Annotated in this window: 22 protein-coding genes and 2 tRNA genes; 9 read left to right on the top strand and 15 right to left on the bottom strand. The window is 49.7% G+C overall.

The genetic code is table 11. The features are described 5' to 3' along the window. Window positions 1–47: 47 nt before the first annotated feature. Window positions 48–488, top strand: coding sequence for a YcgN family cysteine cluster protein (locus RYZ26_RS09135; RefSeq protein WP_317682888.1), 441 nt, complete (start codon window positions 48–50; stop codon window positions 486–488). Window positions 489–547: 59 nt separating this feature from the next. On the opposite strand, the gene RYZ26_RS09130 is transcribed toward RYZ26_RS09135, so the two are convergent. The 3 genes from RYZ26_RS09130 to RYZ26_RS09120 all read right to left on the bottom strand — a co-directional run bounded on the left by RYZ26_RS09130 (window position 548) and on the right by RYZ26_RS09120 (window position 2,701). Beyond that, window positions 548–1,099 (bottom strand): NifU family protein, encoded by a 552-nt coding sequence (locus RYZ26_RS09130; RefSeq protein WP_317682887.1) that lies wholly within the window; start codon window positions 1,097–1,099, stop codon window positions 548–550. Window positions 1,100–1,204: 105 nt separating this feature from the next. Next, the gene (locus RYZ26_RS09125) at window positions 1,205–1,687 is read right to left on the bottom strand and encodes a universal stress protein (protein WP_317682886.1); all 483 of its coding nucleotides are present in this window, start codon (window positions 1,685–1,687) and stop codon (window positions 1,205–1,207) included. A 27-nt stretch (window positions 1,688–1,714) separates the two neighbouring features. Further along, window positions 1,715–2,701: a DUF2333 family protein gene (locus tag RYZ26_RS09120; RefSeq protein WP_317682885.1), complete on the bottom strand. Its 987-nt coding sequence runs from the start codon at window positions 2,699–2,701 to the stop codon at window positions 1,715–1,717. Between the two features lie 138 nt (window positions 2,702–2,839). Here RYZ26_RS09120 and RYZ26_RS09115 point away from each other — a divergent pair, with 138 nt between their 5' ends. Continuing rightward, the gene (locus tag RYZ26_RS09115) at window positions 2,840–5,377 is read left to right on the top strand and encodes a sensor histidine kinase (protein WP_317682884.1); all 2,538 of its coding nucleotides are present in this window, start codon (window positions 2,840–2,842) and stop codon (window positions 5,375–5,377) included. Here RYZ26_RS09115 and RYZ26_RS09110 read toward each other — a convergent pair whose 3' ends face one another. From RYZ26_RS09110 to RYZ26_RS09090, 5 genes are read right to left on the bottom strand one after another with little or no spacing between them, the layout of a single operon-like run. After that, entirely contained in the window at window positions 5,378–5,752 is a 375-nt protein-coding gene (locus tag RYZ26_RS09110; RefSeq protein ID WP_317682883.1) for a gamma-butyrobetaine hydroxylase family protein, read from the bottom strand. A 4-nt stretch (window positions 5,753–5,756) separates the two neighbouring features. Further along, window positions 5,757–5,942, bottom strand: a complete 186-nt coding sequence (locus RYZ26_RS09105) for a Trm112 family protein (protein WP_317682882.1) — start codon at window positions 5,940–5,942, stop codon at window positions 5,757–5,759. A gap of 13 nt (window positions 5,943–5,955) precedes the next feature. Next, complete coding sequence (locus RYZ26_RS09100) at window positions 5,956–6,618, bottom strand: LON peptidase substrate-binding domain-containing protein (RefSeq protein ID WP_317682881.1); 663 nt, start codon at window positions 6,616–6,618, stop codon at window positions 5,956–5,958. After that, window positions 6,618–7,508, bottom strand: a complete 891-nt coding sequence (locus RYZ26_RS09095) for a tetratricopeptide repeat protein (RefSeq protein WP_317682880.1) — start codon at window positions 7,506–7,508, stop codon at window positions 6,618–6,620. The genes RYZ26_RS09100 and RYZ26_RS09095 overlap by 1 nt, the downstream gene beginning before the upstream one ends. A gap of 46 nt (window positions 7,509–7,554) precedes the next feature. Beyond that, window positions 7,555–8,040 carry a prolyl-tRNA synthetase associated domain-containing protein gene (locus RYZ26_RS09090; protein WP_317682879.1) on the bottom strand — a complete coding sequence of 162 codons (486 nt, stop codon included), beginning with the start codon at window positions 8,038–8,040 and terminating at the stop codon, window positions 7,555–7,557. A gap of 208 nt (window positions 8,041–8,248) precedes the next feature. On the opposite strand from RYZ26_RS09090, the gene RYZ26_RS09085 reads away from it, so the two are divergent. The 3 genes from RYZ26_RS09085 (at window position 8,249) to RYZ26_RS09075 (ending at window position 9,152) form a co-directional block, all read left to right on the top strand. Further along, a tRNA-Gly gene (locus RYZ26_RS09085) sits at window positions 8,249–8,323 on the top strand. Between the two features lie 35 nt (window positions 8,324–8,358). Next, window positions 8,359–8,433 (top strand) — tRNA-Gly (locus RYZ26_RS09080). Window positions 8,434–8,597: 164 nt separating this feature from the next. Beyond that, complete coding sequence (locus RYZ26_RS09075) at window positions 8,598–9,152, top strand: peptide-methionine (S)-S-oxide reductase (protein WP_317682878.1); 555 nt, start codon at window positions 8,598–8,600, stop codon at window positions 9,150–9,152. Between the two features lie 4 nt (window positions 9,153–9,156). Here RYZ26_RS09075 and RYZ26_RS09070 read toward each other — a convergent pair whose 3' ends face one another. Beyond that, on the bottom strand, window positions 9,157–9,975 hold the full coding sequence (locus tag RYZ26_RS09070) for a hypothetical protein (protein WP_317682877.1): 819 nt from the start codon (window positions 9,973–9,975) through the stop codon (window positions 9,157–9,159). A gap of 170 nt (window positions 9,976–10,145) precedes the next feature. On the opposite strand from RYZ26_RS09070, the gene RYZ26_RS09065 reads away from it, so the two are divergent. Then, a complete protein-coding gene (locus RYZ26_RS09065) occupies window positions 10,146–11,279 on the top strand; it encodes a hypothetical protein (protein WP_317682876.1) in 1,134 nt (377 codons plus the stop codon). A gap of 42 nt (window positions 11,280–11,321) precedes the next feature. Here the strand turns inward: RYZ26_RS09065 and RYZ26_RS09060 are convergent, their stop codons facing one another. From RYZ26_RS09060 to RYZ26_RS09050, 3 genes are all read right to left on the bottom strand, one after another. Beyond that, the gene (locus RYZ26_RS09060; RefSeq protein ID WP_317682875.1) at window positions 11,322–13,310 is read right to left on the bottom strand and encodes a hybrid sensor histidine kinase/response regulator; all 1,989 of its coding nucleotides are present in this window, start codon (window positions 13,308–13,310) and stop codon (window positions 11,322–11,324) included. Window positions 13,311–13,392: 82 nt separating this feature from the next. After that, complete coding sequence (locus tag RYZ26_RS09055; protein WP_317682874.1) at window positions 13,393–13,824, bottom strand: SRPBCC family protein; 432 nt, start codon at window positions 13,822–13,824, stop codon at window positions 13,393–13,395. Window positions 13,825–13,828: 4 nt separating this feature from the next. Continuing rightward, window positions 13,829–14,149, bottom strand: coding sequence for an ArsR/SmtB family transcription factor (locus tag RYZ26_RS09050; protein ID WP_317682873.1), 321 nt, complete (start codon window positions 14,147–14,149; stop codon window positions 13,829–13,831). Window positions 14,150–14,298: 149 nt separating this feature from the next. Between RYZ26_RS09050 and RYZ26_RS09045 the strand changes: the two genes are divergently transcribed. Continuing rightward, on the top strand, window positions 14,299–14,733 hold the full coding sequence (locus tag RYZ26_RS09045; RefSeq protein ID WP_317682872.1) for an SRPBCC family protein: 435 nt from the start codon (window positions 14,299–14,301) through the stop codon (window positions 14,731–14,733). A 58-nt stretch (window positions 14,734–14,791) separates the two neighbouring features. Here the strand turns inward: RYZ26_RS09045 and RYZ26_RS09040 are convergent, their stop codons facing one another. Genes RYZ26_RS09040 through cobT form a run of 3 tightly spaced genes read right to left on the bottom strand, consistent with a single transcriptional unit; the run spans window position 14,792 to window position 17,457 of the window. Then, window positions 14,792–15,481 carry a nucleotidyltransferase family protein gene (locus tag RYZ26_RS09040; protein ID WP_317682871.1) on the bottom strand — a complete coding sequence of 230 codons (690 nt, stop codon included), beginning with the start codon at window positions 15,479–15,481 and terminating at the stop codon, window positions 14,792–14,794. Between the two features lie 54 nt (window positions 15,482–15,535). Beyond that, window positions 15,536–16,426, bottom strand: coding sequence for a DMT family transporter (locus RYZ26_RS09035; RefSeq protein ID WP_317682870.1), 891 nt, complete (start codon window positions 16,424–16,426; stop codon window positions 15,536–15,538). Next, on the bottom strand, window positions 16,423–17,457 hold the full coding sequence (gene cobT, locus RYZ26_RS09030; RefSeq protein WP_317682869.1) for a nicotinate-nucleotide--dimethylbenzimidazole phosphoribosyltransferase: 1,035 nt from the start codon (window positions 17,455–17,457) through the stop codon (window positions 16,423–16,425). Before cobT ends, RYZ26_RS09035 begins: the two co-directional genes overlap by 4 nt. 77 nt (window positions 17,458–17,534) lie before the next feature. Here cobT and cobS point away from each other — a divergent pair, with 77 nt between their 5' ends. Together cobS and RYZ26_RS09020 are read left to right on the top strand one after the other, a co-directional pair. Beyond that, on the top strand, window positions 17,535–18,329 hold the full coding sequence (gene cobS / locus RYZ26_RS09025; RefSeq protein ID WP_317682868.1) for an adenosylcobinamide-GDP ribazoletransferase: 795 nt from the start codon (window positions 17,535–17,537) through the stop codon (window positions 18,327–18,329). After that, on the top strand, window positions 18,326–18,937 hold the full coding sequence (locus RYZ26_RS09020) for a histidine phosphatase family protein (RefSeq protein WP_317682867.1): 612 nt from the start codon (window positions 18,326–18,328) through the stop codon (window positions 18,935–18,937). The genes cobS and RYZ26_RS09020 overlap by 4 nt, the downstream gene beginning before the upstream one ends. Window positions 18,938–19,153: the final 216 nt, after the last annotated feature.

Raw genomic sequence — 19,153 nt, 5'->3', positions numbered from 1 at the left:
GTGGCATTTATATAAGTGTCACGCCCTTTTCCTATGTAGAGAATCAAATGACTGACCAGCCCTTCTGGAAAACAAAAAAACTTGCCGACATGTCTTTGGATGAGTGGGAATCGCTCTGTGACGGCTGTGGCAAATGCTGCCTGCATAAACTGGAAGACGAAGATAGCGAGGAAGTCTGCTACACCAACGTGGCCTGCCGTTTGATGGATAAGGACACCTGCCACTGTACCCAGTATCAGATGCGCACCTTTCTTGTGCCAGACTGTGTGGAACTGCTGCCACAAAATCTGGATAACCTGCACTGGCTGCCGTCCAGCTGTGCGTATCGCCGCCTGCGCGATGGCCTCGACCTGCCGAACTGGCATCCTTTGGTTACGGGCGACCCCAAAAGTACCGTGAAATCCGGCCACAGTGTTGCCGGGCGCTTTATCAATGAAGATGAAGTAGATGGCGACCTGGAAGACTACATCGTCCACTGGCCGGAGTAAGGCCACAAAAAAACCCGCCTTCATCACGAAAGCGGGTTTTTCTTATCTTTAATGACAGACTATTCAGCCTGGCGCACCTCGGTAATTTCCGGGATGTAGTAACGCAGCATGTTCTCAATGCCGTGCTTCAATGTCGCCCCAGAACTTGGGCAGCCGGAACAGGCGCCCATCATGGTCAGGTAAACAATGCCGTCTTCAAACTTGTGGAAGATGATATCACCGCCGTCCTGGGCCACAGCCGGACGTACGCGGGTTTCCAGAAGTTCTTTGATCTGTTTGACGATGTCGCTGTCTTCTTCGCCGTCAGCGCCATCTTCGCCGGTCTCTTCCTGGATCACAGCGTCACCAGAATTAAAGTGGTTCATCAAGGCTTCCAGAACCATCGGTTTCATGACCTGCCAGTCCTGGTCATCGCCTTTTGTCACTGTAATGAAATCGGAACCAAGGAAAATACTGTCTACACCTTCCACACCAAAGAGACGGGTCGCCAGCGGGGAGCGCGCAGCCGTGTCTTTATCGTTAAAGTTTGCCGTGCCCTGCGCCATGATGGTCTGTTCAGGGATGAACTTTAAAGTTGATGGGTTTGGCGTAGCTTCGGTTTGAATAAACATGAGGCACCTTTCAATGCGATGGTTTCATAACTTGCCCTTTAAATGGTCCTATTTTGCCAAAAGGTCAAGCGCAAAACCTAGTAAATTAGTCGGATATAAATTCTTTTAGGTAATTCGATCGATATCTTCTTCGCTCAATGTCGCAGGGACCACCGTGATCGGCACGGGCAGGCCGCCCACCATATCACCTGTCAACGATGACACCAGCGGGCCCGGTCCATCAGCAGAATCGGCTGCGGCCAGTACCAGAAGGGAAATCAGTGGTTCTTCCTTCAGAAGCTTCATCAACTGATTTTGACGGTTGCCTTCGCGGATATAGATCATGGGGATTTCCCCGGTAATTTCCTGCACCGCTTCGGAAAACTGATGGACGGCTTTTTCCGCTTCTTCGCGGGCTTCTTCCGCCATCAGGGTACCGACGAACATCCAGTGCTGGAATTCTGCCGGTTCGATCACATACAGCAACGCCACGCGTCCCCCTGAATGTTTTGCGCGTTTCGCTGCAAATCTCAGGGCCACGTTCATTTCCTCGCTATCGTCAACGACAACAAGGAAAACCCGTTCATGAACTTCTTTACTCTCTACCATGAAAGATAGATTGCCTTGCTTTTTGCGTTACTTCAACAAGATATTGGCAACTTCTTTCAATTGCGTACGCGCACGAAGCAGATAAAAGCCCTGTGATGTCAGGTGGCTGGGACGCCAGAAACTGTCTGGATCGCCATTGATCACAACAAGCGGCTGGGCTTCAGCAGCTATTTTCAAAGAATCCAGCATCTGGTCCCAGGCTTTGGTCAGTTCTTTATCTTCGATCACATTGCGGAAATCTTCTTTCAGTTCACGCAGGATCAGATAGTAGGCATAAAGACGCCCTTTGTTGCGGTAATAGATATCATCGGCATGAAAATCGATGATCGAACCGGAACTTTCACGGATATACTTATCAATTACGGCAGACCCAGAGCCCAAATCCCCCGCAATCCGTTCCAGCGTACGTTCCAGATTGTCTGCACGCGCATCAAAGACGGCTTCACCTTTAGCCAGACGATTGTTATAAGAAATCAGGCTTTTGCGCGCCGCTTTATATTGCGAATCACTGGGGGCAGTTGGCGCAAGGGAAACTGAAAAGTCAAACACCCACACGTCACCTGCGTATTTCAAAAGCCCTGCGGCTTTATCAAGGTCTTTATCAACTTCACTTGACCCACGTGTACGTCCGATCTGGTCACTCATTTCAATGGTGTAACGCGACAGAGCATAGATAATGCCCTGTTGGAAATTCGGCATATTGTCCAAAGCGGCACCGGGAAGGAACCACGGATCATTGGCCACCCAGGGGTGGATTTCCGTTTCCCGATCAATCAGGGCGGCGGCCATGGCAACCGATCGGCTCTGTCCAGCCTGAACTTCCGTATCAAGGGTGGTGTTATCATCAACCTTATGCACCAAAGCCATGCCGATGGGGTAATAAAGCAAGGCAATTAAAATGATAACGCCAAGCCCACGTAACGCGAACGCTGATTTTTTGCCCCCAACACCTGACATACTGACATCAGGAAGTTTGAAGAAACCACGGAGCCACAAAGGAAGACGATCAATCATTATATACACCTATGAGTAAAAGACCCTACTCAGATAGTCTGTTTCCATGAGATTGTGCAAGGGGCAATTTATGATGTATACTGTCACAAAAATGAAAAATAACTAATAAAACAGGCCTCTATCGCTGGAGAAGAACGTATGCCATTTGGTATCCGTGGGAAATTGATTTCGATTTTCCTACTCATTAAAGTCATCCCGCTTGTCTTGCTCGCATGGATGACATGGCAGGCTGTCATTGATTTTGGTGACACTGCTGCAGAAAAAAGCAAAGTCATTACGGATCAAATGCGTCAGACCGTTCATGACGCTGGCAATCTTGCATCCAAAAATTCCGTTGAGGCTCTGGACGACAAAGCCCGGGAATCCATTGAACGTCAGACCACGGACCTTGCACGCAATGTCGCCCAGTTCCTCTATGAGCGCGACAGTGAAATTCTCTATGCGGCCACCATGGATCCGACAGATGCCGCTTATCAAAATTTTCTGAAATCACGCACCAAATCAGTCAGTGACCATGGCACATGGGTGTTAAATGAAAGCGGTGATAAATGGGTCCCCGAAGCCCCGCGCACGAATAGTCCCACTTTGCGCACGGCCCAGATCGATGCCAATAAAAAGCAGTTCAGCTATCGCATTGCCGACCAGTTAAAAGCCTCCAACCAGCGCCCGCTTTATCTGGAAATGTCCTTCATCGATAAAAGCGGGAGGGAGCTTGCCAAGGCGACAACCAGTTCTCTGGTCGATGCAGCAAAAAAAGATATCTCGGTTAAATCCAACACCTTTATCAAGGCAGAAACTTATTTTGATGAATTGAAAAACCTGAAGCCCGGGGAGATTTATGTTTCAGACGTGATCGGGGCGTATCTGCCCAGCAAGATCATCGGCCCTTATACCAAGGCAACGGCAGAGAAAAAGAATGTTCCGTTTGAGCCGGAAAGTTCAGCTTATGCCGGGAAAGAAAATCCGGTTGGGAAACGGTTTGAAGGGATCGTTCGCTGGGCCACGCCTGTTGTTAAAAACGGTGAGATCACAGGCTATGTAACGCTTGCGCTTGATCATCGCCACATCATGGAATTCAGCGACCATCATATCCCGACGGAAGAACGCTATAGCGATATCTCCGATGCCGCCAGTGGCAACTACGCCTTTATCTGGGACCACAAAGCGCGCAACATTTCCCATCCGCGCGACTATTTCATCGTGGGCTATGACCCGGAAACGGGGGAACCGTCCGTTCCGTGGCTCTCGCAAAACCTATATGACAGCTGGCAGGCATCCGGGCAAAGCTATGTGGATTATCAAGGACAGATGCCCTGGTTCTTAAATCAGGACAAGCCAAACAAGCCTGCCAAACAATTGATCAAACAAGGCCAGCTGGCCCTTGATTGCCGCTATCTGAATTTCGCCCCGCAATGTGCGGGTTGGTGGAACCTGACGGCAGAAGGCGGGTCTGGCTCGTTCGTGATCTTCTGGTCAGGTCTGTGGAAACTGACGACGGCTGCCACCATCCCCTATTACACCGGACAATATGCCCAGTCCCCACGCGGCTTTGGATTCGTCACCATCGGGGCCAATGTGGATGAATTCCACCGCGCAGCCAACGACACCAAACATCTGTTGGAAAGTATGGTGCAAATCCAGGATGCGAAAGCCGAACAACAGGAAGCCGAACTGTTTGCCACCCTTGAAGAATCGGTGCAGAAAACCACGATCAACCTGACGGTCTATACGGGCTTTATGATCATTTTTGTCATTCTGATTGCGATCTGGATGGCGAATTCTTTAAGCGATCGCATCAAAAGCCTGATCAGTGATCTGCGCAAAATCAAAAGCGGGGACTTATCTGTGCGCGCCAAGGTCACCAGCAAGGATGAAATGGGCGAACTTGCAAGCTCTCTGAACGACATGACTGAGAGCCTGCAAAATCACATCAAGAAAAGTGAAGAAGCAGTGGCCCATGCCGAAGCTTCCAGCCTTGCCAAAACCGATTTCCTGGCGAATATGAGCCACGAATTGCGCACCCCGCTAAACGCCATCATCGGCTTTTCAGACTTTATCCGTCATGAAATCCGAGGACCCATTCAGCCGGAATCATATAAAGAATATATCGACGATATCCATGTTTCGGGTAATCACCTGTTAAAGCTGATCAACGACATTCTGGATATTTCACGCATTGGATCGGGCGAAGTTGAACTGGATGAAGAAGCCTTTGATATGGAAGAAGTCCTGATCCAGAGCAAACGCATGATGCAGCAGGCCGCCGAAAAGAAACATATCCCCATCACCATTCAGTCTGATTTCGATCAAAAACTTTATGGCGACCGTCGCCGGGTCAAACAGATTTGCCTGAATCTCTTAAGCAATGCAGTGAAATTCAGCCGGGATGACGGTCAGGTGAGCCTGTCCACCCAATTGCTGGACAGTGGTGAAATGCGCCTGATCATTCAGGATAAAGGCATTGGCATGAACAAACAGGAAGTCGAAATTGCCCTGACCCCGTTTGTGCAAATCCAATCCTCTCTATCACGTCAGTATGAAGGCACAGGTCTGGGGCTTCCCCTTGCGGTAAATCTTGCCAAACTGCACAGCGCCCAACTTGAAATTTTGAGTGAGCCGGACGTGGGGACCACCGTGATGGTCACCTTCCCGAAAGACAGGGTTGTGGGAGAGTAATCAGGGATCGCGGCTGAGGCCTGCGGCTTCCAGATTAGTGAGATAATCGTTCCAGATATCGTTCATATTCTCCCCCATCCAGTGGAGGTAGTTCCAGGTGAAAATCCCAGTGTCATGCAGGTCATCAAAGGTCAGTTTGACGGCATAATTGCCAACCGGTTCCACACCGATGATACCGACATGGCGACGTCCGGCGATGATCTTTTTCTCTGATGGGCTATGGCCCTGAACTTCGGCAGACGGGCTTTCAACACGCAGCAGTTCAGCCGGGATCTGAAAGGATTCACCCGTATCAAAAGACACGATCAATGCCTTTTCTTCTTTTTTGACGCGCAGTTCAGTGACGTTGCGTTTGACTTCCTGTGATGCAGACATGATTTTATGCCTCTTCGATCTGACGGGCTTCGTCGGGCAACATGATCGGAATGCCTTCACGGATAGGATAGGCAAGCTGGGCCTGTTCGCTGATCAGTTCCTGAGCGTCTGCATCATAGCGCAGTGGGCCTTTGGTGATCGGGCAAACCAGAACTTCCAATAATTTTGGATCAACAGCAGGATTTGTCATGTCTTTACTTCCTTTATGCGTGACCGGACGAACCGTCTTCCTGACCAAGGGCGGCCATGGACATCATGGTAATGAGCGTTTGTGCCCGTTGTGTCAAGGTAATGGCTTCCAGCAAAGCCTGTTTTTCACGAGCTTCAAAGGGACCGAGCATGGATAAGGCATTAACCAGATCTTCATCTGGCGCCTGTTCCAACGCATCCCAGTTTACGTCCAGCATTTCCTGCGCATTGGGCCCTGTTAGATCCAGGAACTGTCGTAAACCGTCCAGCAAAGCTTCGCGATCCACGGTCGATTTATCTTCCTGCAGATCGACTTTCTTATAGGGGGTAAAATCCACCAAAGCACGGCGATAACCGCGCTCAACCTCCAGCTCCTCAACCACCTTGAAGCGGGTGACGCCTGCCAGCGTGACAAGGAAACGGCCGTCTTCAAGTTCGCGAAATTCCACCACTTTGCCCATACAACCCACACCATAAATGGCACAACTGTCCGGCACCGGGTCCGGCACGTCATGACAGGGCTGGATCATGCCGATCATACGGCCTGCGCCCAGCGCATCTTCAAACATGGTCAGATAACGTGGCTCGAATATATTGAGCGGCAGTTGCCCACGTGGCAGCAACAAGGCCCCGTTTAACGGAAAAAGCGGCAGCGTTTCAGGAAGCAGGGGACCCATTAGAACATCACTGTGGTTAGTTTTTTGCGCACCTTCAACACGACCGGATCGGTCAGGCCAATGGCTTCAAAGATTTTGAGCATCTGCAGACGCGCTGCATCATCATTCCATGTGCGATCTTTTTTGACGATTTCAAGAAGCTCCATCAGACCTTCTTCATTCTTGCCCGCCCCATAAAGCGCCATGCCCAGATCAAACCGTGCCTGATGATCATTTGGATCAGCCGCCAGTTTGGCATCCAGCTCAGATGTATCTACATCGCCCTGACCTGCCAGTTCGATCATGGCGATGGCAGAAGCAATATGTTCATTCTTCTTCAATTCTTCCGGCAGGTTATCTGCGATTTCTTTCGCGCTATCAGCATTGCCAAGCGCCACGTGCGTGCGCATCACACCTGCGCAGGCTTCCGGGTTGGAATTGTCATGTTGCAAAATCTGCATGTAAAGCCCCTGGGCATTGGCCGCATCGCCACTATCCAGCAGTTCTTTCGCTTGCGCCAAGGCTTGTGTGATAGGGGAACCTTCATCGCCCAATTGTTTTTCAATGAACTTGCGCAGTTCCGCTTCAGGCAATGCGCCCTGGAAGGCATCTACCGGACGACCGTTTTTAAAGGCGAAAACGGTTGGGACAGACTGAACCTGCAACTGACGTGCAATGTCATGACATTCCTGCGCGTTAATCTTTACCAGCTTGACCGCACCGCCCATGGTGCGCACCAGATTTTCAAGGATCGGTTTCAGGGTTTCACAAGGCTGACAGCCCGGCCCCCAGAAATCGACCAGAACAGGTACTTCCTGGGACGCGTCAACCACATCCTCCATGAAAGTTGCAGTGGTGGTATCTTTGATTAAATCGGCTGCCCCTTGCGGTACATTTTGATCGATGATCATTCTTTGAGTGTCCGTAATTTATAAATCTGTTGGTTCATTAGATAAATCAAAGCACCACTTCGCGCAACTCATGACCGCAGGCTTTGATAAATTCCCGCAGGCCATCCGGTGTCAAGGCGGTCGTCATTTCATTGCTTAAAGGGTGATAATTCACCAGCTCGGCTTCCATCATGTGGGAATCGAGGATGACGTTCACCTGCTGCTGCGAATCATTGATCAAAGCAAAAGGCGTAACCGAACCCGGCGCGACTCCCAAAACCTCCATCAACAGGTCCGGTTTGGCAAAAGACAGGTGGTGAGAGCCAATTTTGCCTTTGAGTTCCTTTAAATTGATCGGCGTATCTTCTGCCGCCACAATCAGCCAGAGCGCTTTCTTTTTATCTTTCAAAAACAGGTTCTTGCAATGCTGCCCCGGCAAGTCACCGCGCAGCGCCTTGCTGTCTTCCACCGTAAAAAGCGCAGGATGCGTGTGGGTTTTAGCCGAAATTCCAAGTTCATCCAGGCGGGCAAGCAACTGTTCTGGGCTGGTCATATTCTTTATCCACGGGTTTGAAAAATCAGGATGTTCTCCCCTTATACAGGTGGATTTTGACCCGCGCCAGACAGGCCATGATAAAAATATTTCACTTTCTTGAATTTTTTAGCTTGCAATGTCTCAGGCTTTTAATATTATGCGCCCCGCTTCTACGGGGCTCACCCAGTCCCAACCCAAGTGGAAGTCGTTTGTTGAAAGACGGTATGCGGGCGTAGCTCAGGGGTAGAGCGAAACCTTGCCAAGGTTTAGGTCGAGAGTTCGAATCTCTTCGCCCGCTCCATCTTCCACAAACACCAAGACGCATTAAGATGCAATGCGGGCGTAGCTCAGGGGTAGAGCGAAACCTTGCCAAGGTTTAGGTCGAGAGTTCGAATCTCTTCGCCCGCTCCATCTTAAAGTCTTACAAAAACAAGCTGCCTTCGGGCGGCTTTTTTTGTGTCCAGGTTTTGCCCCTCACTCTCCCTCACAAAGAGTTGAACATCCTTTTATGGTGCCCGGTGCCTTTTTTTGCGCATAGTGATCCAACAGAGCTTTTCTTAAAGGACCCTATGACCATGAAAAAAACCATCCTTGCCGTCACCGCCCTTGCTATGGCTGCCAGCTTCACCCCACAGATCGCTGAGGCTGAGACCTTTAATTATTCCGGCGGCTGTTTCTGGTGTACCGAAGCGGATTCTGAAAAGCTCAAAGGCGTCAGCGAGGTGATCAGTGGCTTCACAGGCGGCACCACGCCCAGTCCGCGTTATTACTACGGCGAATGGGGCGACCACCGCGAAGCTGCGCAAATCATCTATGACCCGGCGGTTATTTCTTATGAAGAACTGGTCAAACATGTCTATGCCACCATTGATTACGAAGACAAAGGCGGCCAGTTTTGTGACCGTGGCCATTCCTACAGCCCGGCGATCTACTACAAAACCGAAGAAGAACGCATGATCGCCGAAAAACTCGCCCCAAAAAGCTCCATCGTCCCGATCGAGCCTGAAAGCGCTTTCTTTCCCGTGCGTGAAGAACATCAGGACTATTACAAAAAGAACGCCATCAAATATAAATTCTATCGCTACCGCTGCGGCCGCGATGCCCGTGTGGAAGCTTTGAAGGGAGAGTAACGACTTACTGCACAGTAGGTTGTTCAAGTAAGTCGATCGTCCCTTTGATGGTTTCCCACGCAGCATTGAGAGCTTCACCGTCAGTGGTATCAACGAGGGAAATCGTCTTGGCCATATCTTCATAAAACCCTAACCGGCCCTGAAAACTGGCGATACTCATCAAATAATTCATGCGCTTGTTTTGACGTCCTTTTTCAGAGGGAAATGTCAAAGCGACGTCAATCGCTTTCTGGAAGTTTTCGCGAGCATTACTGATGTAGCCAGCTTTCGCCCACATTCTTCCCAGGCTTTGAAAAAGCTGATGTCGCCAATCATCTTCTCTATAGCGTGTAGCAACTTTATCAAGAAACAACCTTGCCTGTTTAAGTCCAGCTATATCACCACCAGTTTCAAGATAAATTCCCATCAAATCGATATAAGAATTAAATGGACGATCATTACCGTGACTGAGCCATAGCGTTGGTGCGTAATTCAATGCTGTTTCAACACGATGATTAGCCTTCTCTATTTGCCCAAGAAATATTTCAGCCTTCGCAACCTGGGCCTCCAAAAAAGTATAGCTACCAACTTCTTTTTCTGTTGAATTTCGCGCAGACAATTTTGCAGAAAGTCGAGCGACCCCTTTTTGATCTCCATGTTTTTTCATGTAATCCAAAAGTGCCGCCTGATTGTGCGTACCGAAGAGCTGGCTAACTTCCTGGTCCATGAGCTTCTCAGTTGCCTCGAATATGGGTGACATATCAGAGTTCGCGGCTTGCCCCGTGCTGGATGCAACAAAAAACGATGATTGCAAAAGCAATATAACTGCAAGGGTTTTCAACATCTTAAACTCCATAAACGTAGTTTAATAAAACTTATAGCAGTCTACCTATTGACGATATAGGAAAATATTCCAAATAATATTCATTATTTGTTTTTAAAATGGAGAAAACTATGCCAAGTGGAAGTGGATGGATAACCTTAGCGCCAAATCATTGGAGCAGAAGTAAAAACATGGCTGCGATACTAGGGGGTGGAGTTGGAGCGACAATTTCAATCTCAACATCAATTACCGGGTCAAGATTTAAAGGTCCAGTTAGAGGTAAAATAAGCTATGTAAATGAGAGTGGCGATTGGGTTGATGAAGATTTTTTTGAGTCTGTAACGGTTCACACAGATGGGAATTCTGCATTTGAACCATCCTTTAAATTGGGGACATCAAGCCCGATATCAATTGATGTATATTACAAATGGGATGTTCGGGGAGATACGCGAGGTAATAAATCCAATTCCGAAAGCGTCAAAACCAATAACGATAAACAGCAACCTAACTCAGCAGCAGATGAAGTGATCAAACAAACAAACGATACTGCTGATGACTTATTTCTAAAACGTCCAGACGATTTAACGGAAGAAGAACTCCACGAGTTGATGAAAAAACGCACCCAAACCAAAAACGATCAACCATTATTCAACGAATTGGTCGAAAAAGAACGTCAATGGTTTTCCGCACGATATGGTGATGGCGCTGTTCAATTTGATGAAACAGGCAAAATGATCCCACCTGTTGCGATCAATCCGGCTCCAAAAGAACCAAAACCGCTCACCGTTCCCGGTGGTCATACAATGGCAGATGCGATTAAGATAGTTGCTGGTAAACTGGATAAATCACCAGACAATAAAACTGATACCATTCGCGGCCTACAAACTGCTATCAACAGGACAAAAAACAAAACGGACGTACCGTTAAAGGTCGATGGTGTATTTGGTCCAAAGTCGGCGAATGCTTTTAAAAAAGCCATTGCCTCGCTTGGACCAACCAAAATGACAGAAGCAAGTGCCCTAGGACAGTTTCAACACACTGCAGATAAAGCCAAAAAATCAGGTGACACCTCCAATCTTGTGAAGGATGTCGCCACCACATTCGATGCATTGTTGCCAAACAATAAAGGTCAACAAACAAGTAACATTGGCTTGGCCTTACAAACTACCGTCAATGAAACAAACAAAGATGACAGCCAAATTCCGAAATTGAAGGAGGATGGCATCCTCGGCCCCATTACAGACGACGTTTTTGGCATGACGGTAAAGAAAAAAGACACAAAAAATCTTACCGACAATTTCGGTTATTATCTCGGCTTTGCCTAAATGTAAAAGGGCTGAATATGAGTCATGCAGCCCTTTTAAAAACTATTTCTGCGATTTCACACCATATTTCACCAGTGCATCGCAAATACACATTAAGAAGCGCCCCAGGTTGATGGGTTTGGTTTGGTAGTCGATGCAGCCGGCGTCCAGTGCCTGTTCGATATCTTTGGGCATGGCACTGGCGCTGAGCGCGATGACAGGGGTATCCTTGACGGCGTCTTTTTTGCGCAGCTCTTCCAGAGTCTCCATCCCGTTCAACACAGGCAGTTCCATATCCAGCAACATCAAAGAGGGTTTGATGCGTTCCACCCGTTTCAGGCCTTCCAGTCCGTTTCTGGCGATATGGAGGGTCAGGTTGGGGATATCTTTAAACAGCCCTTCCATCAGGCGGATGTTGGCGGCGTTATCTTCCACATAAAGAATATCGTGGTCTCCGGTTTTGGAGATATCCATGACAAAGGCATCGGAGACAACTTTTTGTTCACTCTCCTCCACCTTCTGTGCCGCATCAGCGCTTGGGATATCAAACCAGAAAGTCGATCCTTCCCCCGACTTGCTGACAACGCCGATTTCACCACCCATCAGTTCCACCAGACGCCGGGTAATGGTCAGGCCAATGCCGGTGCCTTCCACCGTGCCATATTCTTCCCCCAGACGGTTAAAGGGCTGGAACAGTTCCATCTGTTTGGCCTGGGAGATGCCTTTGCCCGTATCGCGCACAAACACCCGCACCTTGCCGTTTAACTGATCCTGACAGCGCACAAAGACCGTGCCGTGTTCCCGGTTATATTTAATCGCGTTAGAAAGCAGATTAATCATGATCTCTTTAATGCGCACAAAGTCAGCCAGAATATGGATCGGATCGGCCAGATGGGCGGTTTCATCCACCAACTTGATGTCACGCACTTCCGAGATCGGGGCAACAATCAGCATACATTCACGCACCAGCACGGCCACATCGACAGGTTCAAACTTTAAAGTCACATTGCCGCTTTCGATCTTCGCCAGATCCAGCACTTCATTGATCAGCGCCAGCAAATGATTGCCCGCCTGCAAAATATCATCGGTATATTTGGTCTGAAGCGGGGAAAGCTTTTCTTTCGGATTATATTGCAACAATTGGGTAAAACCGAGGATACCGTTTAAGGGCGTGCGAAGCTCATGGCTCATACGTGACAGGAACTCAGATTTTGCCCGGTTGGCTTCTTCGGCCTGTTCCTTGGCATGGATCAGGGCACGTTCGGCTTCGACTTCCTTGGTTACGTTGGTGCCTGCCCCGCGATAGCCTTCGAAATTCCCCTTCTCATCAAAAATCGGGATGCCGCTTATGCGGATATGGCCGATGGTGCCGCCGCGCACGATGGCGCTATAGATGAAATTTTCGACAGGCAGATGATTTTCCAGATCCTGGCGGTGACGTTGCCATTTTTCCGGATCGCCCAGGACTTCACTTTGATTGGCGAATTCTTCGCGGGTTTTGCCGATGATGGCGTCACGTTCCAGATCAAAGATTTTGAAAAAGCGCGAAGATAGATAGATAAAGCGAAAGTCCGGCCCCATTTCCCAAAACCAGTCCGATGCGGATTCTGCAATGTCAGATAATCGTTTGTGGCTGGCTTCCAGCTTGGCTTCGATCTCTTTATGGGCGTTTACGTGATCGCTGATATCTTCATACATAAAGACCACACCGCCATCAGGCAGCGGGGCGTCTTTGACCTCAATCACCCGACCGTCGGCGCGATCACGTTCTTCCTTGTGAGAAATTCGTTGCTGGATCAGGGCCATGCGGGCATCAATCAGCTCATCAATATCGCCTGCCCCATATTCGCCGCGCTCTGCATTGCATCGGAAAAAATCTTCAAGCCGCAAGCCCCGTTTCATCATCGCTTCGGGGAAGTTCAAAATTTCCACAAATTGCTGATTCCAGATCGCCAGACACAAATCCTGATCGAATATCGCGACCCCTGTGTCGAGATACTGCAACGCGATCGGCACCTGGTCCCAGGCTTCCTGTGGCTTCGGCGGTGACATGGCTTCCCTGTCGATATGATCATTTCAGGCACGATTCATATGTAGGAAGTGTCAGGGGTTTTAAAACCAATAAATTCAGACGTTAGTAGCCCAACAAAAATTTCTCCAAACTCGCCAGACACCGCCCCCAGCCTTCATTATGGGCATTGCGCGATTCCTCGGATGGGAAATCACTGTGGGTCAGGGTCATTTCTGTGCGATTGGGCGACAGCTCCTTAAATTCCAACGCCACCAGACTGTCCGTTGCCATCATAGACGTCCAGGTAAAGCTGATATGACTATAACGGATGATGGTTTTATAGGTCCCGGACATGACATGGTCCTGATCCAGATCATGCATAATCAGTTCATAGGCCCCACCGACCACGAAAGAACTGGTCACCGTGCTTTGGGTATGGAGGGTCGCGCCTGCATAAAACCACTGTGCCATCAGTTCCGGCTTTGACCAAGCGTCAAACAACTGGCGTTTTGTGCAGGCAAAGGTGCGTTTAATTACAACAGGGTCCATGCTCATAGCGTTATACCTTACTTAAAAATGCGTCCAGCTCGTTCAAGCGGTTGTTCCAGAAACTGGCCTGACGTGCGATGTGAGCGGCGACAATTTTCCAGACATCGAAATTGATATGGCAATAGATCGTGCGCCCTTGTCGGGTCTTGTAAATAATCCCGGCTTCTTCCAACTGGGCAATATGTTTGGAAGCAGCACTGACTTTTAAGTCCAGCCGCGCTGCAATTTCACCAACCGAACGCGCCCCTTCCGACACATCTTCGACGATCTGACGGCGACGTTGATCTGCAAGGGCTGCAAAAATAAGGTCCAGCTGGTTTTCATTTTCCATAATTGGAAATTATAAACCTATTTATGCCGAAGTAAACGCAATTAAATTTAATAGAATCAATATATTATAAAATCTCTATAATTTGATATTAAATCAACATAGGGGCTTTACACTTAAAAGCAGTTCAATTTTCTCAAAAGGATAAACTCATGCCCAATATTTGCCTGATGATCGGAACCACAGCTTCTGCAAATAAAGTGTTTGATGCGCTGACCACGCTGAATGGCCTCAACAGTTGGTGGACCACCCACACAAGCGGAAACCCGGATGCCGGCGGAAAACTGGAATTTCGCTTCCCCACCATGGGACCTGATATGGAAGTTACTCAGGTAACGAAAGATCACATCATCTGGACGGTGACAGCCGGGATTGAAGAATGGATCGGCACCCAAATCCATTTCAACATCGAAGAAACCGACACCCAGACCCTGCTCTATTTCAAACATGCCGACTGGGCCGAAGAAATCCCCTTCTTCCACCATTGTTCCACCAAATGGGCGGTCTTTATGCTGAGTTTAAAACAGTATCTGGAAACAGGTTCAGGCCGCCCTTTTCCCAATGATGTGCATATTGAGATGAGCTGAGGAAACCAGCCTCCACCCCATAAAACCTGTCATCCCGGCACAAAGGCCATGACAGGTTTTAAGGTTGTTCTGGCTCAGCCGCCCAAGGATAGATCTTTAAATTCTCCCAAACCTCTTTCCATCTTGCCGTCTTTTTCTCATAAATATCGGGGAATTCGAGGGCGTGGTTGGGGCGCACGACTTGGCGCAGCAGGTTTTCAAATCCGAAAGGCGCATCATAGGAAATGCGGCCTCGCCCCCGGCCTTGCAAGGCGACGGCCTGCACTTTGGCGGGGTAGTAATGGAGCGACTCGGTTGCCGAAGTTAGTTCCGGATATTCCAGGCCGAATTTGGGCTGATACCACATATGGACGCGTGACTGGTTTTTGATCTCGATCTTGATGTTTAAGTCACTGAAAATGGTTTCAACCTTCCGGGCCATGGCTTCTTCGGCCTCGCGGCTTTGGTCGGGATCATAATAGATCAGGTCGTAATCCAGAATGCCATCAGATGGTGCCTTGCCGTCAATCACGTTCCAGACCGTCTGGAACAAACAGCCCGACACCAGCCAGCAATCCGGTGCATCCAGCATATGCATGCGATCCAGAATTTCTTTGTTATAAGGGTTCATCTGCACCAGCTTGATCAACGTGTCGGCATTGCGCGAGACATCGTATCTGGGCAGGTTATCGGCAAAGAGAAGGGTTTCGTCCCCATCGCTGGGCAGACGCTGGCGGTAGCGGTTGACGATATGACCCTTGCGGCGCATCCGTGATCCCCTGTGATCTGCTTTCGCAGAGGATATCAGATTTAACAGACGAAATCAGCCGCTTTTGCGTTTCAGGTTACTGACGAAAATCCCAAAGAAGATGATCCCCATGGCGGTGACCATTTCCGCCGGGATATCTTCGCCAAGTGTCAGAGCGGCAATCGCAACGCCAAAGACCGGCACCAGATAGTTGTTAAGCGCAAGGAAACTGACCCCGCTGGAATTGATCACTTGCAATAACAGGATGTTGGCAAGGGCGGTGGGGAAGAGACCTAGATAAATGATCGCCCCCCAATGCAGCAAATCTGGTGTGAAGGTCCAGGGCTGATCGATGATAAGCGAAGTCGGCAACATCATGGCGGCCGCCAAAATCATTGAGCCGGAGGCCACGACCATAAAGGGCACATGGCGCAAACGGCGCGCAACCAAGGAAGCGGCCCCATAACAAAGGGCTGCTAAAACAATTGCACCCTGGCTGATCAAGTCTTCGCCCAGGCCCAACAAAGTTTCAGGACCAATCAGCACGATTAACCCGGTAAAACCGATCACCACACCAATCATCATATAGGGCGTAAGCTTCTCATCATCGGTGAAGAAATGGGCCATGATGGGCACGGTCAGCGGAACGACGGACATCAGAACGGATGTCATGCCGCTATCCACATTATGTTCCCCCCATCCGATCAGGAAGAAAGGGGCGGCATTGCCCAAAACGGCCAGAGCCAGCAACCATCCCCAGATATTTAATTCACGCGGGAAGGTTTCCTTACGGATATAGGCAATGGAGAGCAGTACCACAGCAGCCAGACTGATGCGCCCGGCGGCAATGGAAAGCGGGTTGATGGTTTCCAACGCCACTTTGATGAAGGTAAAGCTTGATCCCCAGATCATCGCCAACAAGATCAGCGTGGCAAATCCTTTAAGGGAAAGGGACGTGGTGCTCACGCCTCGCTGCCTTTGGTGGACACACCCGCATCGCCAAAAGTAGCCATCTCGTTATGGCATGCCACAGCTGCGCGTACCATACCAACAGCCAGTACTGCACCACTGCCTTCGCCCAGACGCATGCCCATGTCGAACAAAGGCTTTTTGTTTAGTTTTTCACAAAGCAATTGATGGCCCGGTTCAACCGAATTATGCGCAACGATGCAGTGATCCAAGGCCCCGGCACAGGTGGCTTCCAGAACGGCAACCGCGCTGGTGGAGACATATCCATCCAGCAAAACGGGAACGCCTTTCAGGCGTGCGGCCAAAACGGCGCCTGCCATGGCGGCCAGTTCGCGCCCCCCCAGGCAGCGCATCACATCCAGCCCGTCGGTGATGTTTTCTTTGTTCTTGGCAACAGAGGCCGCGACCACTTCGGCTTTATGTTTCAGGGTTTCATCATCCACGCCTGTGCCGCGACCAACCCAGGTATCCACATCCCCGCCATAAAGGCCAAATGCCACAGCAGCAGCGGCTGTTGTGTTGCCAATGCCCATTTCACCGACACAGAGAAGGTCAGTATGATCTTTCACTGTCGTCATGCCATAAAAGAAAGCTTCGGCTGCATCTTCATCAGACATGGCCGGGCCTTGTGACATATCGTCGGTAGGTTGGTCCAAAGCCATTTCATGGACTTGCAGGTCTACATCAAAGGTGCCGCACAGCTGGTTAACGGCTGCCCCGCCATCAATGAAGTTTTGCACCATCTGTTTGGTGACTTCGGCCGGATAAGCAGAAACACCTTGGGCGACAACCCCGTGGTTGCCTGCATAGACATTACAATGGACCGAACGGATGCGCGGCGGATAGTTTCCTTGCCAGGCGGCAACCCAGTGACTGATATCTTCCAGACGACCCAATGCGCCTTCCGGCTTGGTCAGCTGTGGTTCACGTGCTTGCGCATTTTGCAAGGCTTCTTCACTGCGTGCAGGCAGGTTACCCAGAATGTTGCGGATGTCTTCGATGGATTTCACGTGGGGCAATGTCGTCACGGCCTGTTACTCCCTTTCCCAACCTAGTTGGTTGGGGTATAAGTCAAAAATAGTTAAAACAGACATAGCATCAGGTCATGAGCGATACCAGTTCTTCATTCAATAAAAACGCACAAAACCTGCAAAGTTGGTGGGAAGATGTGCAATTGGCATTGGTATTTCTGACCCGCATTCCGTGGAAGTTGAACGGCGATATCCCCGACCAAGCTTTAAATAGAGCGTTAAGAGTTTTTCCAGTTTTAGGGTTGCTGGTCGGTGCCATCGGGGCGACGGTGTTCAGCCTTGCCCATCTGACAAACTTGCCTGATCTGGTCTGCGCCCTCATCGGTGTTTTGACCTGCGTGCTGGTCACGGGGGCCCTGCATGAAGATGGCCTGGCCGATGTGGCTGACGGTTTTGGCGGTGGCTATGAGAAAGAGCGTAAACTGGAGATCATGCGCGACAGCCGGGTCGGGGCTTATGGTGTGCTGGCTATGATCTTTTCCATTGGCCTGCGCGTTGCCTGTCTCGCCGGGTTTGACGACTGGACCATTGCAGCAGCTGCGATTGTTGCCGTTTCTGCACTATCGCGTGTTGGTCCTGTCGTGTTGCTTGCCATTCTGTCGCCTGCCCGAACGGACGGTTTGGCGGCAAAGATGGAAAAGCCAGATCTGGTCATTGTACTGCAGGGCATTTTCCTTGGCGCTGCTTTTTTTATTGCCGCAGCCACCTTGGTGGAAGGACTGCTTGCGATGTTGATCTGTGCGCTGGCACTGTTTGGCTTTGCGCGACTGGCGGAAAAACAGATCGGCGGGCATACCGGGGATGTCTGTGGGGCTTCGCAACAGATTGTAGAGATTGTTGCCTTGATGGTATTGGTCGCGACCGTATGACAATCACCATCACCAATTTTCACTGGGTGCGCCATGCACCCGTCAAAGCCATGATGCCGGGGCGTATTTATGGACAGCGTGATGTGGGTTGTAATTTGAAAGATGAAGCAAGCCTGCAAAAAGTCGCAGACCTGTTGCCAGAAGATGCGCTTTGGGTGACTTCCAGCCTGTCGCGTACCAAAAAGACAGCCAAAGCGGTTGCTGCCATGCGCGATTGGACAATTCGTCCGCTGGCTTATAAAGAATTGATGGAACAGAATTTCGGCCTGTGGCAAAGCAAGACCTGGGATGATCTGGAAGATGATCCGGAAAGTCTGGCGTTTTGGGACGACCCGGCTGGTCATTGCCCGCCGGATGGAGAAAGTTTTGAGACTCTGTGTAAACGGGTCGAAAAATGTATCCGTCATCTGGTTCGTAAATATGAAGGGGCCGACATTATTTGTGTGGCACATGCCGGAACCATCCGTGCAGCCTTAGCCCAAGCCCTGGATATAACACCAACAGCTGCCTTGCGTTTAAAAATCGAAACGCTCTCGATCAGTCGCATCAGTCATATCAATCAGGAAGGAAAGCCAGAGGCCTGGTCGGTTGGCGGGGTAAATATATAGAAAATTGAGATTTCGCAATTACAGAGGCGACGGGCATCTATTAGTCTGAAAAAGATCAAAGGCTCTGATCAGTCTTTATGATCATTTACGCTGGATTTACCCTCCTTCGTTCAGCACTTCAAGCTCTCTTTCCCTCCTTGGCGGAAAGAGAGCTTTTTTTGCGAGAAAAGCCTTTTAAAATATCGTTAAAAGGCTAGGGTGATGGTCGGATTATAT

Source organism: Terasakiella sediminum (genome assembly GCF_033100395.1).
In the GTDB taxonomy this organism is placed as follows: Bacteria; Pseudomonadota; Alphaproteobacteria; order Rhodospirillales; family Terasakiellaceae; genus Terasakiella.
Note: the sequence above shows the minus strand (reverse complement) of the source record. Positions and strands in the feature narration are given on the sequence as shown.

What these genes read in the sequence shown, in the direction of transcription:
- RYZ26_RS09135 (WP_317682888.1), top strand. Translation starts at nt 48, where the DNA reads ATGACTGACCAGCCCTTCTGGAAAACAAAAAAACTTGCCGACATGTCT.
- RYZ26_RS09130 (WP_317682887.1), bottom strand. Translation starts at nt 1,099, where the DNA reads ATGTTTATTCAAACCGAAGCTACGCCAAACCCATCAACTTTAAAGTTC.
- RYZ26_RS09125 (WP_317682886.1), bottom strand. Translation starts at nt 1,687, where the DNA reads ATGGTAGAGAGTAAAGAAGTTCATGAACGGGTTTTCCTTGTTGTCGTT.
- RYZ26_RS09120 (WP_317682885.1), bottom strand. Translation starts at nt 2,701, where the DNA reads ATGATTGATCGTCTTCCTTTGTGGCTCCGTGGTTTCTTCAAACTTCCT.
- RYZ26_RS09115 (WP_317682884.1), top strand. Translation starts at nt 2,840, where the DNA reads ATGCCATTTGGTATCCGTGGGAAATTGATTTCGATTTTCCTACTCATT.
- RYZ26_RS09110 (WP_317682883.1), bottom strand. Translation starts at nt 5,752, where the DNA reads ATGTCTGCATCACAGGAAGTCAAACGCAACGTCACTGAACTGCGCGTC.
- RYZ26_RS09105 (WP_317682882.1), bottom strand. Translation starts at nt 5,942, where the DNA reads ATGACAAATCCTGCTGTTGATCCAAAATTATTGGAAGTTCTGGTTTGC.
- RYZ26_RS09100 (WP_317682881.1), bottom strand. Translation starts at nt 6,618, where the DNA reads ATGGGTCCCCTGCTTCCTGAAACGCTGCCGCTTTTTCCGTTAAACGGG.
- RYZ26_RS09095 (WP_317682880.1), bottom strand. Translation starts at nt 7,508, where the DNA reads ATGATCATCGATCAAAATGTACCGCAAGGGGCAGCCGATTTAATCAAA.
- RYZ26_RS09090 (WP_317682879.1), bottom strand. Translation starts at nt 8,040, where the DNA reads ATGACCAGCCCAGAACAGTTGCTTGCCCGCCTGGATGAACTTGGAATT.
- RYZ26_RS09075 (WP_317682878.1), top strand. Translation starts at nt 8,598, where the DNA reads ATGAAAAAAACCATCCTTGCCGTCACCGCCCTTGCTATGGCTGCCAGC.
- RYZ26_RS09070 (WP_317682877.1), bottom strand. Translation starts at nt 9,975, where the DNA reads ATGTTGAAAACCCTTGCAGTTATATTGCTTTTGCAATCATCGTTTTTT.
- RYZ26_RS09065 (WP_317682876.1), top strand. Translation starts at nt 10,146, where the DNA reads ATGGCTGCGATACTAGGGGGTGGAGTTGGAGCGACAATTTCAATCTCA.
- RYZ26_RS09060 (WP_317682875.1), bottom strand. Translation starts at nt 13,310, where the DNA reads ATGTCACCGCCGAAGCCACAGGAAGCCTGGGACCAGGTGCCGATCGCG.
- RYZ26_RS09055 (WP_317682874.1), bottom strand. Translation starts at nt 13,824, where the DNA reads ATGAGCATGGACCCTGTTGTAATTAAACGCACCTTTGCCTGCACAAAA.
- RYZ26_RS09050 (WP_317682873.1), bottom strand. Translation starts at nt 14,149, where the DNA reads ATGGAAAATGAAAACCAGCTGGACCTTATTTTTGCAGCCCTTGCAGAT.
- RYZ26_RS09045 (WP_317682872.1), top strand. Translation starts at nt 14,299, where the DNA reads ATGCCCAATATTTGCCTGATGATCGGAACCACAGCTTCTGCAAATAAA.
- RYZ26_RS09040 (WP_317682871.1), bottom strand. Translation starts at nt 15,481, where the DNA reads ATGCGCCGCAAGGGTCATATCGTCAACCGCTACCGCCAGCGTCTGCCC.
- cobS (WP_317682868.1), top strand. Translation starts at nt 17,535, where the DNA reads ATGAGCGATACCAGTTCTTCATTCAATAAAAACGCACAAAACCTGCAA.
- RYZ26_RS09020 (WP_317682867.1), top strand. Translation starts at nt 18,326, where the DNA reads ATGACAATCACCATCACCAATTTTCACTGGGTGCGCCATGCACCCGTC.